Below are 14,824 nucleotides of genomic sequence, written 5' to 3' on the forward strand. Positions count from 1 at the left end.
TGGCCCGGCACCCCAACACGGAAAACATATCGGCGGGAGCCTCGGTGGCCTCGGCAGCCGGAGCCTCGGTGGCCTCGGCAGCGGGGGCCTCGGCAGCCGGAGCCTCGGTCGTCTCGGCAGCCGGAGCCTCGGCGGCGGGCGCCTCGGTGGACTCGGCAGCCGGGGCCTCGGCGGCGGGGGCAGCGGACTCGTCCTTCTTCTCGTCCTTCTTCTCGAGCAGCTCGCGCTCCCACTCGGCCAGGGGCTCGTCGCCACCGAGCTCGGCGCCGGCCTCCTCGTTGCCCGTCTTGGCGCCACCGCGCTGCAGCAGGCCCTCGGCGACGGCGTCGGCGACCACGCGGGTCAGCACGCTGACCGAGCGGATGGCGTCGTCGTTGCCCGGGATCGGGTAGTTGACGTCGTCGGGGTCGCAGTTGGTGTCGAGGATCGCGACGATCGGGATGCCGAGCTTCTTGCACTCGTCGACCGCGAGGTGCTCCTTCTTGGTGTCGACGATCCACACCGCGGACGGGGTGCGGGCCATGTCGCGGACGCCGCCGAGGGTGCGGTTCAGCTTGTCGTACTCGCGACGCATCTGGAGGAGCTCCTTCTTCGTGCGACCGGAACCGGCCACGTCGTCGAAGTCGATCTCCTCGAGCTCCTTCATGCGCTGGAGCCGCTGGTGCATCGTCTGGAAGTTGGTGAGCATGCCGCCGAGCCAACGCTGGTTGACGAAGGGCATGCCGACGCGCTTGGCCTGCTCCTCGACCGGCTCCTGCGCCTGGCGCTTGGTGCCGACGAACAGGATCGTGCCGCCGCGGGCGACGGTGTTCTTGACGAACTCGTAGCCGGCATCGATGTAGGCCAGCGACTGCTGCAGGTCGATGATGTAGATGCCGTTGCGCTCGGTGAAGATGAAGCGCTTCATCTTCGGGTTCCAACGACGGGTCTGGTGCCCGAAGTGGACGCCGCTCTCGAGCAGCTCTCGCATGGTGACGACCGCCATGGTCGATTCCTCCTCTGGACGCACCGGCCCTGCGGCGGGTGGTCCGTTCCTGGTTGATGCACCGCCGGTCGGCGGTGCCCTGACTCCCGTGCCACGCGAACCAACCTGCGAGCAGGACCAGGATCGCGCCCGGCGTTCGGTCGACGAGCGACGTCACGACGGAGACGGGCGTGCGAATTTCACGTCCGAGGACGTGATGGGGTCAGTCTAGGACACCGGGCGGGAGAACGAGAAATCCACAGACCCGGCGCCGTGGGCACCTGCGGACGACTCGTGTCCACAGGTCGCGACGCGGGCCTGCCGCGACGAGCGTCGACGGGGTTCGCTCGAGTCATGCCGGTCCACTCCCCCCGCACCCGCCTCATCCTCGCCGTCGGCGCTGCCGTCGCGATCCTGCTGTCGACGGCGACCGGTGTGGCGAGGGCCTCGGACGAGGGCCCGTCGTGGTCGTGGCCGCTCGGCCAACGGGTGGTCGGCACGGACTTCGACCCGCCCGACACCCCCTACGGTGCGGGGCATCGCGGGATCGACCTGCCCGGCTCCCCGGGTGAGCCCGTGCGTGCGGTGGCGGCCGGCCGGGTCAGCTTCTCGGGGACGGTGGCCGGCGTGGGCGTGGTGACCGTCGACCACGGGGGCGAGCGCTCCACCTACCAACCGGTGGAGCGGCGCACGGTCGAGCGTGGCGACGCGGTCGAGCCCGGCGAGGTCCTGGGTCGACTCGCACCGGGCGGGACGCACTGCGCGAGCGCCTGCCTGCACCTCGGGCGACTGCAGGGCGAGCGCTACCTCGACCCGCGCGAGCGGCTCACCGGAGAGTCGCGGTTCGTGCTCGTGGACCCTGACGCCCGACTCCCCCGGCCCCCGGCCGGCGCCCTGGGCTCGCTCGGCGACCTCGCCCGGCCCGTCGGTGGGCCGGTCACGTCGGCGTTCGGGATGCGTGTGCACCCGGTGACCGGCATCCGCAAGCTGCACGACGGCGTCGACCTCGGCGCCTCCTGCGGCACGCCCGTCCGAGCGGCGAAGGCCGGTACCGTCCGGTCCGCGGGGCGTGACGGCGCCTACGGACTCCGGGTCGTGCTGGACCACGGCGGCGGCGTGCGTACCGCCTACGCCCACCTGTCCTCGGCCTCGGTCTCGCGCGGCGACCGGGTCGATACCCGCACCGTCGTCGGCCGGGTGGGCTCGACCGGGATGTCGACCGGCTGCCACCTGCACTTCATGGTGGTGCGGGGCGGGACACCGGTCGATCCGCTGGGGTGAGGGGCTCTTCTCCCGTTCGCCTGCGGCTGCGCTCTCGTGGGTGGGTCTTCGCTCGCGCTGCGCCCCCGCGGGTGGGTCTTCTCCTGCGGCTGCGTCGCTGTGGGTGGGTCTTCGCTCGCGCTGCGCTCCCGCGGGTGGGTCTTCTCCTGCGGCTGCGTTGCTGTGGCTGCGAGTCGACCTGCGCTCCGAAAGGGCCTCGACCGGCGGACGGGTCCGGGCTCGGGTTGGGCTCTCGGAGCGCGGCTCGGGGTGTCGCACGATTCTGCGTTCGTGCGTGAGGGGTCGAAGGATGCTGCGTTGGTGGTCGGATCCCGTCGTGAACGCAGCATCGTTCGGGCTTCAGCACGCGAAGGCAGAATCTTGCGTCCGCCGGGGCCCATCGTGCGTCGAGCGGGCAGGGATTCTCCTTCTGCGTGGAACGGTCCACGAGAAGGGAGAATCTCTGCCCGTACGGGGCCCAAGTCGTCGCCACGATGCTTCCTTCGCGAGGGACGGTCCATGCGAAGGAAGAATCGTGCGTGGATCACGCGCAGAGGGAGAATCGTGGCCTCGCCCCGCAGACCCACACGAGCCCAGGCCCCCTGCTGCGGTCGAGGCCCTTTCGGAGACCGACCCGCCTCGCAGTCACAGCGACGCAGCCGCAAGCGAGAACCCAGCTGCACCCCGCAGACCCAACCGAGTCGAGACCCCCGCTCCGGTCAAGGCCTTTCGGAGACCGACCCGCCTCGGAGCCACAGCGACGCAGCCGCAGGACGATGGCCGGCCACAGCGACGCCGCCGCAGGTCGACGGCAGGAGTAGGCGACGGAACCGCAGGACGCGACGTCCTACGCCCGGGTCCTACGCCCGCGGGTGCGCCAACCGGTACGCGGCGCGCAGCCGCTCGGTGCTCACGTGGGTGTAGATCTGGGTGGTGCCGAGGGAGGCGTGGCCCAGCACCTCCTGCACGCTGCGCAGGTCGGCGCCGCCCTCGAGCAGGTGGGTGGCGGCGGTGTGCCGCAGGCCGTGGGGGCCGAGGTCGGGGGCACCCTCGACCACTGCGAGCCGGTCGTGCACGATCTTGCGGGCCGCGCGAGGGTCGAGTCGACCGCCGCGGACGCCCAGCAGGAGCGCCGGCCCACTCTCCGGACCGACCAGCGTCGGCCGCCCGATGGTGACCCAGGCGTCGACCGCATCGGCTGCCGGAAGCCCGTAGGGCACCGAGCGTTCCTTGCGACCCTTGCCGAGGACCCGCAGCAGGCGACGACCGCGGTCGATGTCGTCGATGTCGAGGCCGCACAGCTCACCCACCCGCACGCCGGTCGCGTAGAGCAGCTCGAGGATGGCCAGGTCCCGCAGGCCCACGGGACCATCGGTCTCGATCGCGGCCGACGTGGCGTCGAGGAGCGCCCGGACCTCGGTCTGGCTGAGCACGTCGGGCAGGGCGCGCTGCGAGCGAGGACTGGCGAGCAGGGCCCCAGGATCGTTCGTCGCGCGGCCGGTGCGCACCAGCCAGGCCGTGAACGAGCGGATCGACGTCGCGCGTCGGGCCAGCGTGGCCCGCGACCGGCCGAGGGTCTGCTGGTTGGCCAGGAAGCTCCGCAGCGCCCGCGTGGTGAGCCCCGACGGCTCGCCCACCCCGAGGGCGCGAGCGTGGTCAGCCAGGTGGCCGAGGTCGACGAGGTAGCCGCGGACGGAGTGCTCGGAGAGGTCGCGCTCGTGGCGCAGGTGCTCGGTGAACGCCTCGAGCGCGTCGTCCCAGGCTCCGCTCATGGTCCCAGCGTGACGGGTCGGCGGGCCGCGATCGAGGCACCACGCGGGAGCACAAGCCACCGGTCCCCCACGCGGGCGCACCATCCCTGCCGCTCGAGACCCGCCAGGAGGTCGGCCACGTCGGCCCTGCTGCCTCGCGCGGCGGCCGCGACGTCGGCGGTGCTGCGCGCCTCGGTGAAGGAGAGGGCGTCGAGGACCCGCCGGGCCAGCCCGCCCAACCGGTCGTGGTCGGTGTCGGACGGCCGGACCGGCTCGGGCACGTCGGCCGACACGCCGGCCACGGCGTCGAGGACCTCGCGGCCGTTCGTCACCAGGACCGCACGCCCGTCGCGCAGCGCCTGGTGGACCCCGGCGGACTGCTGCGACGTGACCGGACCGGGAACGGCCATCGTCACCCGCCCCAGGGCGTCGGCCCAGTTCAACGTGTTGAGCGATCCGCTGCGGCGGGCCGCCTCGACGACCACCGTGCCCACCGTGAGCCCGGCGATGATGCGGTTGCGGGTGAGGAAGCGTGACCGCATCGCGACCTGCCCGGGGGCCTGCTCGGACACCACGAGACCGTCCTGGGCGATGCGCCGCAGCAGCGCGGCGTGGGTGCGTGGGTACTCGACGTCGGCGCCGCAGGCGAGCACCGCCACGGTCGGTCGGTCCTGCACGAGGGCGCCGCGGTGGGCCGCGGCGTCGATGCCGAAGGCCGCCCCGCTCACGACCGTGCCGCCCTGGTCGGCCACGTCGGCCGCGATCTCGGAGGAGCAGTCGCTCCCGTAGGCCGTGCACGAGCGAGCGCCCACCACGGCGATGCCGTGCTCCACGAGCGACGCGAGGTCGGCGGGGCCGCGAACCCAGAGCCCGAGCGGTGCACCGGTGCTCCCACCGAGGGGCTCCACGTGGTCGAGGTCGTCGAGCGCCGCGGGCCAGGCCGCGTCGCCGGGCACGACCCAGCGGAGTCCGTGTGCCTCGGACCTCGCGCGCGCACCGCTCACGGCTCGGTCCAGCCGAGCGGCCCCCTCCAGCCAGGCGTGGGGGACCTCCAGGCGGGAGCGTCGGGAGTCACCACGGACCACCTCGAGGAGGCCCGCCGGGTCGAGCTCGCGCATCCACTCCACGAGGCGTGGGTCGCCGGGCTCGACGAGGAGGCTCAACGCCATCCGCGCATCGGCGTCGGTGGCGTGCGTGCCCCGCCGTGCGGGACGGTTCGCGGACGTCATGGCGCCACCACCACGTCCCGCAGCAGGGGTCCGAGCGGGGTGCCCCGGCGCAAGGCGAGCGCCAGCTCGACCTCCTCGACGTCGGGCCGCTCCCCCTCGCGCAGGTCGCAGACGCTCCAGGCGACGCGGAGCACCCGGTCCGCGGAACGGGCGGAGAGCCGTTGACCGCGCAGCTGGGAGTCCACGAGCCGCCTGGCCGCGTCCGTCGCCGGCCAGTGCTTGCGCAGGTCGACGCCGGGCACGTCCGCGTTGACCTGCCAGGGCGTGCCGGCCAGCCGTTCGGCCTGGCGGGACCGGGCCCGCGCGACGAGCGGCGCGAGGTCCCGCGTCGACCGGGCGTCGGACACGCCGTGGACGAGCTCCGGCCGGGTCGGCGCGACGAGGGTGCGGTGGATGTCGATGCGGTCGCGCACCGGACCGGAGATGCGGTCGCGGTAGCGCCGCTGCATCAGCGGGGTGCACTCGCAGGGCTCGCTCACCGACCCGCCCTGTCCGCACGGACACGGGTTGGCCGCCAGGAGCAGCTGGAAGCGGGCCGGGAACGTCGCGGTCTGGGCGGACCGCGAGACCACCACGTGCCCGCTCTCCAGGGGCTGGCGAAGCGCGTCGAGCACGTTCGAGGCGAACTCCGGCGCCTCGTCGAGGAACAGCACCCCGCGGTGCGCGAGCGACAGCGCACCGGGACGGATGACCCGTTGGCCCCCACCGACGATCGCGACGGCGCTCGCCGTGTGGTGCGGGTCGACGAACGGAGGACGCCGCACGAGGGGGACGTCGGACGGCAGGACGCCCGCCAGGGAGTGCACCGCGCTCACCTCCAGCGCCTGGGGGCGGGTGAGGTCCGGCAGCAGGCCGGGCAGCCGCTGGGCGAGCATGGTCTTGCCGATGCCGGGCGGACCCGTCATGAGCACGTGGTGGCCGCCGGCGGCAGCGACCACCACGGCCGTGCGGGTGTCCTCCTGCCCGGCCACGTCGGCGAGGTCGAGACCCGCCACGCGGTCGCTGTAGGCGTGGCCGAGGCCGTCGCCGCCGTCCAGCGGAGGGACCGGCGGGTCGTCGGGCTCCTCCTGCCCGGTGAGCATGGCCACCACCTGGCGCAACGACCGCACCCCGACGACGCCGATGCCCTCGACCAGCTCGGCCTCGCCGACGTTGGACTCCGGCACGAGCACCCGCTCGAACCCGGCCTCGGCCGCGGCGACCGTGGCGGGCAGGACGCCCCGCACAGCGCGGAGGCGACCGTCGAGCGCGAGCTCCCCGATGAACACCGTCCCGACGGTGACCGCGAGCGGCACGATCTTCTTCTCGACGAACATCGCGAGGGCGATGGCCAGGTCGTAGTGGGACCCGGTCTTCGGCAGGGTGGACGGGGCGAGGTTGATCGTGACCCGCTGGTCGGGCCAGGACGCGCCGGAGTTGACCACCGCCGCACGCACCCGGTCGCGAGCCTCGTTGACGATCGCGTCGGCAAGACCCACGACGACGGTCGACGGGAAGCCGTTGGCGATGTCGACCTCGACCTCGATCGCGCGCCCGGTCAGGCCGTCCAGGGTCACCGAGTGCAGCGCCGCCATCAGGCCACCCCGCTCACGCGCTCGACGACCGGCCCGCCACGGCGTGGGATCCGCACGGACACGACGTCGATCCGCACGCCCAGCGGCTCCAGCCCGTGCGCCTGCAGCCAGGCCGACGCCGCGCGACGCAGCCGCTGCGCCTTGCGGGTGGAGACCGCCTCGAAGCCGGTGCCGTGCCGCTGGCTGGTGCGGGTCTTGACCTCGCAGAAGACGATCGTCGCTCCGTCACGGGCGACGATGTCGAGCTCGCCCCACCGGCACGTCCAGCGCCGGTCGAGGATCGTCATGCCGTGGGACTCCAGGTGTCGCGCAGCCACCTGCTCGCCGTACTGCCCGACGGCGTCGTTGCGTGCGTAGGTCATGCCTCCAGCGTCGGCTGGACGACGGCCCGGCGACAGACCCCGGGCGCGGGCTGTGGACGACGGCGCTCGAGCGCGCATCGCCTTGTGGACGGACGGTCCAGGACTCGGGCGACCCGACTACCCGGCGACGGCGACGCGCGGACGCGCCCGTTCGTCGCGCACCTCGCGCCACTCGCGGGCGATCTGCTCGCGGTTCACCCACCAGACGACGAACCAGAGCATCCAGAACGATCCCGCGCCGTAGGCGATCACGAGGCTCTTCGTGACCGAGTAGCCGCTCAGGTGACGACTACGCCGATAGCTGGCGACGGCGACGGGCAGGAAGATCGCGAGGTTGAGCAGGAAGTCTTCCAAGCCCTCGCTCGCGATGCCGATCTCGTACCCGCCCACGCCGTCGATGCTAGACGGCCCCACGGTCACGGCGGGGCCGAATCCGGGTGGCGAACGTGCCGGCGGTGCACTGCGTCAGCTCGACGGCACCTTGACGTCGGAGTCGGCCAGCTCCTCGACGTTGACGTCCTTGAAGGTGAGCACCTTGACGTTCTTGGCGAACCGCGCCGGGCGGTAGATGTCCCACACCCAGGCGTCGTTCATGGAGACCTCGAAGTAGGCGTCGCCCGTCTCGGAGCGCACCTTCACGTCGACGGCGTTGCAGAGGTAGAAGCGCCGGTCGGTCTCCACCACGTACTTGAAGATCTTCACGACGTCGCGGTACTCGCGGTACAGCGCGAGCTCGGCCTCGGTCTCGTACCGCTCGAGGTCCTCTGCGCTCATCTGCTCCCCATCGCCTCGTCGCTCGCCCGGACGGCACCGGACTCGATGACCGGAACACTACCGGCCGCCGGCACGCTGCCCGGCAGGCTCCACGAGCGACGGTGCTGGTGGCTGGGCCCGTGGGTGCGCAGGGCCTCGACGTGCGCCGGGGCCGCGTAGCCCTTGTTCTCGTGCCAGCCGTACTCCGGGTGCTCACGGGCCAGCTCGACCATGAGCGCGTCGCGCTCGGTCTTGGCGAGGATGCTCGCCGCGGCGACCGCCGCGCAGCGCAGGTCGGCCTTGATCGCCGTGACCACCGGCGGGAGCGGCACCTCCGCGACGTCGAAGAGCGAGGCCTGGTCCGGGACGCTCAGGTAGTCGTGGTTGCCGTCGAGCAGGACCAGGTCGGGCGGGGTCTCGACCTGCTCGAGCGCTCGTCGAGCGGCCAGGCGCATGGCGGCCATGATGCCGACGTCGTCGATCTCGGCGGGCGATGCGTGGCCGACGCCGTACCCGGCGCCGTGGGTGGTGGCCCAGCGTCGGATGCGGGGGGCGAGTCGGGTGCGCGCGTCGGGGGTCAGCAGCTTGCTGTCGCGCACCCCTTGCGGTGCGGTGCGGGTGCTTGCGGTGATCGCCACGACGCCGACGCTGACCGGACCGCTCAGGGCGCCGCGGCCCACCTCGTCGGCGCACGCCAGCACGGTGCAGCGCTCGCGCAGGAGGCTGCGCTCGAGTCGGAGGGTGGGCCGACCGGTCACGGCGAGGAAGCGGGTTCGGACGGGACCTCGGCGAAGGCGTCGCTGCCCCGGATGAGACCGATCCGCTTCCACGGCCACACGCGGACCCACGCCTTGCCGACGACCGAGTCCACGGGGATGAAGCCGCCACCCGGGTCGCCCTGGTGCACGCGGGAGTCCGCGGAGTTGCCGCGGTTGTCGCCCTGCACCCAGAGGTGGTCCTTGGGCACCACGACGTCGAAGCGGGACTCGGCGTTGGCGCTCGGGTCCCTCAGGTACGGCTCGTCGATCGAGACACCGTTGACCGTCAGGCGACCCTCGTCGTCGCAGCAGGCCACGCGGTCCCCACCCACGCCCACGACGCGCTTGATGAGGTGGCCCCCCGTGGGGAACAGGCCGATGACCTCGAGCGCCTTCTGCACCGGGTTGCTGGCGCGGGCGGACTCGCTCTGGTCGAGCCAACCACCGGGATCGTCGAAGACGACGATGTCGCCCCGCTGCGGGTCCCCGCTCCAGTAGGAGACCTTCTGGACGAGGATCTTGTCGTTGACGAGCATCGTCGGCTCCATGGACTCCGACGGGATGTAGAAGGCCTGGAGGAAGAACGCCTTGACCACGACCGCCATCACCATGGCGGTGACGACGAGGAGGATGGACTCCTGCCAGACGGGAAGCTGGCGCTTGGTGGTCTCACTCACGACGTGAGCCTAGACGCAGCATCCTGGGCGGGCTCGACGGCCACGCGGGAGGACGCTCAGTCCTCGCGCTTCTCCTTGATCTTCGCGGCCTTGCCGCGCAGCGAGCGGAGGTAGTAGAGCTTGGCCCGACGGACGTCGCCGCGGGTGGCGACCTCGATCTTCTCGATGACCGGCGTGTGGAGCGGGAACGTGCGCTCGACACCGACGCCGAAGCTGACCTTGCGGACCGTGAAGGTGCGCCCGATGCCCGAGCCCTGCAGCTTGATGCAGACGCCCTGGAACACCTGGACGCGCGAGCGGTTGCCCTCGACGACCTTGACGTGGACCTTGAGGGTGTCGCCGGCGCGGAACGCGGGGATGTCGTCGCGTCGCGACTCGGCTGCGACCTGGTCGACCAAGTTGGTCATGTCTACTCCTCGCCGGTGCCACAGGTCACCCACGGAAACGATGGTGAGAAAGTCTTGGTGTCGTACCGGTGCTCGTCGACGGCTCCCCTGTGGCAGAACCGCGGTGCACCAAGGGACGATTCTGCCACAACGACCCGGCGCCGACGAAACCGACCCGGCCGAGATCTGTCCCCGGACGCCACGAAGGGCCCCTGCCCGAGCAGGAGCCCTCCGTGGGGTTCAGGTGACGACTCAGTCGAGCGCGTAGCCTTCCGAGCCGTGCAGCGCGGTGTCGATGCCGGCGACCTCGTCCTCCTCGGTCACGCGGAAGCCGATCGTCTTCTCGATGCCGAAGCCGATGGCGAAGGCCACGACGAACGAGAACACGATGATCGTGAGCGACGAGAGGATCTGCGCGAACAGCAGGTCGGTCTCGCCACCGAAGAACAGGCTGCCACCGGTCAGGGCCTCCGAGCCGAACAGGCCGATGTAGACACAGCCGATGAAGCCGGCGACGAGGTGGATGCCGACGACGTCGAGCGTGTCGTCGTAGCCGAGCTTGAACTTCAGGTCGACCGCGAGGGCGCACGCCACACCCGACACGACACCGAGCACGATCGCCCAGAGCGGCGTGACGAAGGCGCAGGCCGGCGTGATGGCGACGAGCCCGGTCACGATGCCGGACGCCGCACCCACCGCGGTGGCCTTGCCGTCACGGAAGGTCTCGACGACGATCCAGCCGATGAGCGCGGCCGCCGGGGTGATCAGCGTGTTGAAGAAGATCAGCGACGTCTGGCCCTCGTCGGCTCCGTAGACACCGGTGTTGAAGCCGAACCAGCCGAACCACAGGATCGAGGCACCCAGGAGCACGAGCGGCACGTTGTGCGGCTGGGACTCCTCCTTGGAGAAGCCGAGCTTGCGCTTGCCGAGCACCAGGGCGAGAGCGAGAGCCGCAGCACCGGCGGACTGGTGGATGATCGTGCCGCCGGCCCAGTCGAGCGCCGCACCGAAGCCGAAGACGTCGTTGGCCAGCCATCCGTAGAAGTTGCCGTCGGCGTCCACCCCGAAGAGCCAGCGGAAGGTCGGGAACACGACGAAGGTCGTGAACAGCCCGGCGAAGAGCATCCACGGCCAGAAACGGGCCCGGTCGGCGACCGCGCCGGACACGAGGGCGACCGTGATGATGCAGAAGGCGACGAGGAACGCGTGGCCGCCGAAGGCGTTGGCCGCGTCACCGCCGCCGACGCCCGACATCAGGTCCGACATGCCGAAGTCCTCGAACGGGTTGCCGAAGAGCTTGCTTCCGCCGCTCGTGCCGTTGCCGGCGATGCCCGTGCCGCCGTAGAGGACGTAGAGCAGCGTGACCAGGGCGAGCGAGCCGAAGCTCAGCATCATCATCGAGATCGCGGACTTGGACTTGACCAGACCGCCGTAGAAGAACGCAAGACCCGGCGTCATGAAGATGACGAGCGCCGTGCACAGCAGCTGCCATGAAAGATCGACTGACATACCCACCTCGTTGTAACTGGTTGAGTGAAGAACATCGGCGTCCCACAGCCACGGTGCTGTCCTTGGAGGAGCCGCGTTCATCATGGGGCGGCCAGGTTTCCTCAACCACGCCCGGAATGTTTCACCTGCATGACGCCGGTGGCCCTCGTGTTAAATCCGGCGCACAGGGCCTCGTCGGAGGTCGGTCGCAGTCGTCAGTCGGGTAGGAGATCGGGTCGACGCTCCCGGGTGCGGGCCACCGCCTGCTCGTGCCGCCAGGCCGCGATGGCCTCGTGGTGGCCGGACAGCAGCACGTCGGGCACGTCGAGACCTCGCCACGACGCGGGCTTGGTGTAGACCGGGTACTCGAGCAGCCCGTCCTCCCCGTGGGACTCCTCGGCGAGGGAGGCGGGGTTGCCCATGAAGCCGGGGACGAGCCGCACGACGGCCTCGATGACGGCGAGCGCGGCGACCTCTCCCCCGTTGAGCACGAAGTCCCCGAGGGAGACCTCCTCGACGCGCCAGCGCTCGCGGGCGTGGTCGATGACCCGCTGGTCGATGCCCTCGTAGCGACCGCAGGCGAAGACGAGGTGCCGTTCGCGGCTCAGGTCGTGGGCGAGGGACTGCCGGAAGGGCGTGCCTGAGGGGGTGGGCACCAGGACGACGGACTCGTCGCTCGTCACGGCGTCCAGGGCCTCGCCCCAGGGCTCGGGGCGCATCACCATGCCGGCGCCGCCTCCGTAGGGCGTGTCGTCGACGGTGCGGTGGCGGTCGTGCGTGAAGTCGCGCAGGTCGTGGGTGCGGATCTCGAGCAGCCCGCTCGCGCGGGCCCGGCCGGCGAGCGAGAGGTCGAGGGCGTCGAGGTAGGCGGGGAAGATCGAGACGACGTCGATGCGCATCGTCGGCGCGACGTGGTCGCCCGGTGCCTCGCTCACGTCCCGTCGCCCGCGTCAGGGGTGGCGACGGCCTGGGCGTCGGGGTCCAGCAGGCCCGGGACGTCGGCGAGCGCGACGTGACCGGCGGCGAGGTCGACCTCGGGGACGAGTGCCGTGACGAAGGGGACGAGGACGCCGCGGGCGCCGTCGTCGAGATCGACGGAGAGCAGGTCCTGCTCGGGCAGGTGCAGCACCTCGGTCACGATGCCGACGTCGACCCCGTGGTGGTCGTGCACGCGCAGACCCACGAGCTGGTGGTCGTAGTAGGCGTCGTCCTCGTCGGGCTCGTCGTCCGGGTCGATGTCGACCTCCAGCACACGGCCGTGCAGCGCCTCGGCCGCCGTGCGGTCGGCGACCCCCTCCAGACGCAGCAGCAGCCGCCCGGAGTGGTTCCGGGCGGCTGCCACGACGACGGTGCGGTCGCCGGCCAGGAGCGCCGTGCCCGGGGCGAACCTTCGCTCGGGCTCGTCGGTGCGGACGTCGACCGTCAGCTCACCCTTGATCCCGTGAGCCCGGCCGATCCGACCGACCACGACGCGCATGGCCAGGACCTCAGCGCTGGCGGTCGACGTCCACGAAGTCGATGCGGGCACCCTTGGTGCCGGCGACCGCTCCGCTGACGGTGCGGATCGCCGACGCGGTGCGACCCTGACGGCCGATCACCTTGCCGAGGTCGGCCGGGTTGACGCGCACCTCGAAGAGGTCGCCGCGCCGCGTCTGCTTCTCGCTCACGTCGACCTCGTCGGGGTGGTCCACGATGCCCGACACGAGGTGCTCGATGACCTCCTGCGTGCGACCGGCCATGCTCAGGCCTCGGTGCTCTCGGCGGCGTCGTCGGCCTTCGGCTCCTCAGCCTTGGGCTCCTCGACCTTCTCGGCGTCGTCGGCCTTGGCCTCGTCGGCCTTCGGCGCAGCCTTCTTGGCGGCCTTCTTCTTGGTGGTCGCCTCGGTCTTGGGCTCGGCGTGCAGCTCCTTCAGAGCGGCGTCGAACAGCGCGGCCTTGTCGGCCTTCGGCTCCGGCGTCTTGAGGGTGCTGGTGCCACCGATGTCACCGGTGATCTTGAGGATCGCGGCGACGGCCTCGGTCGGCTGGGCGCCGACGCCGAGCCAGTACTGGGCACGCTCGGACACGACGTGGATCGTGGACGGCTCGGTCTTGGGGTTGTACGTGCCGATCTCCTCGATCACGCGACCGTCGCGCTTGGTGCGCGAGTCGGCGACGACGATGCGGTAGAACGGGGTGCGGATCTTGCCCATGCGCTTCAGGCGAATCTTGACGGCCACGAGTGTGGTGTCTCCTCAGGTCTCTGTGGTGTGGTGACGCGCCGGACCGGGTGGGGTCACGATCCGGGCACGAAGCTGGTGGGCCCATGCGGCCGGGCTGAGAGGGTCCCGTCCGCGTCGGACACAAGGCGACATTCTGCCAGACGGGACCCGGATCGACCACATCGCCTCACGGGGCGACCCGATCGCCTCATGTCGACGTCGACGGATCGTCGAACGACCCGTGCCGTCCCGCCCCCGAGACGAAGCGCTCGGCACCCGCGACGGCCTCCGACGCCACCACGGGCAGGCCGCCCGCACCCTCGGCCCGCAGGGCCTCGAGGAGCGGCAGGTCCCACTGGGCGATCGCCGACGCTCGATCGACGCGCAGGCACTCCTGCGGGAAGCGGGCCAGCTGCTCGGCCAGCTCGTGGGCGACGTCGAGGGCGCGCCCCGCGGGCACGACACGGTTCACGAGCCCCATCTGCAGCGCCTCGTGCGCCTCGACGGCGCGTCCGGTGAGGATGAGGTCCATCGCCCGGCCGTGCCCCACCACCCGCGGGAGCCGCACCGTTCCGCCGTCGATGAGGGGAACACCCCAGCGTCGACAGAACACGCCCAGCACGGCGTCCTCCGCGGCGACCCGCAGGTCGGCGAGCAGTGCCAGCTCGAGCCCGCCGGCCACGGCGTGTCCCTCGATCGCCGCCACCAGCGGCTTGGTGAGCTCCATCCGTGTGGGGCCCATCGGGCCGGCCCCGTCGGGGTCGAGCACGTGACGACGGTCGGGGTCGGCGACCGAGGTCAGGTCCGCTCCGGCACAGAAGCTCCCGCCCTCGCCGTGCAGCACGGCGACCGCCAGCGCGTCGTCGGCCTCGAAGGCCTCGAACGCCGCCAGGAGCTCGGCGGCCATGGGGCCGTCGACGGCGTTGCGCACGTCGGGTCGGTCGAGGGTGATGGTGCAGACGTCGTCGTCGACGTCGAAGCGGACGGCAGCGGAGGACATGGCCCCACGCTAGCGATCCGTCGAGGTCGGCAGGAGGACCTGCGTGGCTAGGCTGCTCGCATGGCCGACGTCACCATCCTCCACAACCCCGCCTGCTCCACCTCGCGGCACGCGCTCGAGTCGGCTGCGGCGGCCGGGGTCCACGTCGAGGAGGTGCGCTACCTCAAGGAGCCGCTCGACCGGGCCGCCCTGCTCGACCTGCTGGGTCGCCTCGAGGACGAGCCGGCCGCCCTGGTGCGCAAGGACTCCTTCTTCAAGGACCAGGGGCTCGACCCGGCCGCCTACGCCACGCCCGAGCAGGTCGCGGACCTGCTCGTGGAGCACCCGCGGCTCATGGAGCGCCCCGTGCTGGACCGCGGCGACCGGGCCATCATCGGCCGGCCGAAGAGCCGCGCCGACGCCTTCCTGCGCGAGGGCTGACT

Annotated in this window: 18 protein-coding genes; 2 read left to right on the forward strand and 16 right to left on the reverse strand. The window is 71.8% G+C overall.

The window, feature by feature from the left end:
* Positions 1-985, reverse strand: a 985-nt coding sequence (rpsB, locus tag NUV38_RS03370) for a 30S ribosomal protein S2 (protein ID WP_257727757.1), incomplete at its 3' end; no start/stop codon positions are given.
* 333 nt (positions 986-1,318) lie between these two features.
* Between rpsB and NUV38_RS03375 the strand changes: the two genes are divergently transcribed.
* Positions 1,319-2,245 carry a M23 family metallopeptidase gene (locus NUV38_RS03375; protein WP_257727758.1) on the forward strand — a complete coding sequence of 309 codons (927 nt, stop codon included), beginning with the start codon at positions 1,319-1,321 and terminating at the stop codon, positions 2,243-2,245.
* An 839-nt stretch (positions 2,246-3,084) separates the two neighbouring features.
* Here NUV38_RS03375 and NUV38_RS03380 read toward each other — a convergent pair.
* The 15 genes from NUV38_RS03380 to NUV38_RS03450 all read right to left on the reverse strand — a co-directional run bounded on the left by NUV38_RS03380 (position 3,085) and on the right by NUV38_RS03450 (position 14,402).
* Positions 3,085-3,996, reverse strand: a complete 912-nt coding sequence (locus NUV38_RS03380; RefSeq protein ID WP_056554138.1) for a tyrosine recombinase XerC — start codon at positions 3,994-3,996, stop codon at positions 3,085-3,087.
* Positions 3,993-5,204: a DNA-processing protein DprA gene (gene dprA / locus NUV38_RS03385; RefSeq protein WP_257727759.1), complete on the reverse strand. Its 1,212-nt coding sequence runs from the start codon at positions 5,202-5,204 to the stop codon at positions 3,993-3,995. Before dprA ends, NUV38_RS03380 begins: the two co-directional genes overlap by 4 nt.
* Positions 5,201-6,778 (reverse strand): YifB family Mg chelatase-like AAA ATPase, encoded by a 1,578-nt coding sequence (locus tag NUV38_RS03390; RefSeq protein WP_257727760.1) that lies wholly within the window; start codon positions 6,776-6,778, stop codon positions 5,201-5,203. The genes dprA and NUV38_RS03390 overlap by 4 nt, the downstream gene beginning before the upstream one ends.
* The gene (locus NUV38_RS03395; protein WP_257727761.1) at positions 6,778-7,140 is read right to left on the reverse strand and encodes a YraN family protein; all 363 of its coding nucleotides are present in this window, start codon (positions 7,138-7,140) and stop codon (positions 6,778-6,780) included. Before NUV38_RS03395 ends, NUV38_RS03390 begins: the two co-directional genes overlap by 1 nt.
* A gap of 117 nt (positions 7,141-7,257) precedes the next feature.
* Positions 7,258-7,530 carry a hypothetical protein gene (locus NUV38_RS03400; protein WP_257727762.1) on the reverse strand — a complete coding sequence of 91 codons (273 nt, stop codon included), beginning with the start codon at positions 7,528-7,530 and terminating at the stop codon, positions 7,258-7,260.
* A gap of 75 nt (positions 7,531-7,605) precedes the next feature.
* The gene (locus NUV38_RS03405; protein ID WP_055967326.1) at positions 7,606-7,914 is read right to left on the reverse strand and encodes a DUF2469 domain-containing protein; all 309 of its coding nucleotides are present in this window, start codon (positions 7,912-7,914) and stop codon (positions 7,606-7,608) included.
* Positions 7,911-8,651 (reverse strand): ribonuclease HII, encoded by a 741-nt coding sequence (locus NUV38_RS03410; protein ID WP_257727763.1) that lies wholly within the window; start codon positions 8,649-8,651, stop codon positions 7,911-7,913. Before NUV38_RS03410 ends, NUV38_RS03405 begins: the two co-directional genes overlap by 4 nt.
* On the reverse strand, positions 8,648-9,328 hold the full coding sequence (lepB, locus tag NUV38_RS03415; RefSeq protein ID WP_257727764.1) for a signal peptidase I: 681 nt from the start codon (positions 9,326-9,328) through the stop codon (positions 8,648-8,650). Before lepB ends, NUV38_RS03410 begins: the two co-directional genes overlap by 4 nt.
* Positions 9,329-9,384: 56 nt before the next feature.
* Positions 9,385-9,735, reverse strand: a complete 351-nt coding sequence (rplS, locus tag NUV38_RS03420; protein WP_257727765.1) for a 50S ribosomal protein L19 — start codon at positions 9,733-9,735, stop codon at positions 9,385-9,387.
* Positions 9,736-9,966: 231 nt separating this feature from the next.
* A complete protein-coding gene (locus tag NUV38_RS03425) occupies positions 9,967-11,223 on the reverse strand; it encodes an ammonium transporter (RefSeq protein ID WP_257727766.1) in 1,257 nt (418 codons plus the stop codon).
* Positions 11,224-11,417: 194 nt separating this feature from the next.
* The gene (gene trmD / locus NUV38_RS03430; protein WP_257727853.1) at positions 11,418-12,101 is read right to left on the reverse strand and encodes a tRNA (guanosine(37)-N1)-methyltransferase TrmD; all 684 of its coding nucleotides are present in this window, start codon (positions 12,099-12,101) and stop codon (positions 11,418-11,420) included.
* 32 nt (positions 12,102-12,133) lie between these two features.
* Positions 12,134-12,679, reverse strand: a complete 546-nt coding sequence (rimM, locus tag NUV38_RS03435) for a ribosome maturation factor RimM (RefSeq protein ID WP_257727767.1) — start codon at positions 12,677-12,679, stop codon at positions 12,134-12,136.
* A gap of 10 nt (positions 12,680-12,689) precedes the next feature.
* Complete coding sequence (locus NUV38_RS03440; RefSeq protein WP_055967311.1) at positions 12,690-12,941, reverse strand: RNA-binding protein; 252 nt, start codon at positions 12,939-12,941, stop codon at positions 12,690-12,692.
* Between the two features lie 2 nt (positions 12,942-12,943).
* Positions 12,944-13,420 carry a 30S ribosomal protein S16 gene (gene rpsP / locus NUV38_RS03445; protein WP_257727768.1) on the reverse strand — a complete coding sequence of 159 codons (477 nt, stop codon included), beginning with the start codon at positions 13,418-13,420 and terminating at the stop codon, positions 12,944-12,946.
* Between the two features lie 190 nt (positions 13,421-13,610).
* Positions 13,611-14,402, reverse strand: a complete 792-nt coding sequence (locus tag NUV38_RS03450; protein ID WP_257727769.1) for a crotonase/enoyl-CoA hydratase family protein — start codon at positions 14,400-14,402, stop codon at positions 13,611-13,613.
* A gap of 60 nt (positions 14,403-14,462) precedes the next feature.
* Between NUV38_RS03450 and NUV38_RS03455 the strand changes: the two genes are divergently transcribed.
* Positions 14,463-14,822 carry an ArsC/Spx/MgsR family protein gene (locus NUV38_RS03455; protein ID WP_257727770.1) on the forward strand — a complete coding sequence of 120 codons (360 nt, stop codon included), beginning with the start codon at positions 14,463-14,465 and terminating at the stop codon, positions 14,820-14,822.
* Positions 14,823-14,824: the final 2 nt, after the last annotated feature.

Source organism: Aeromicrobium sp. 50.2.37 (genome assembly GCF_024655735.1).
In the GTDB taxonomy this organism is placed as follows: domain Bacteria; phylum Actinomycetota; class Actinomycetes; order Propionibacteriales; family Nocardioidaceae; genus Aeromicrobium.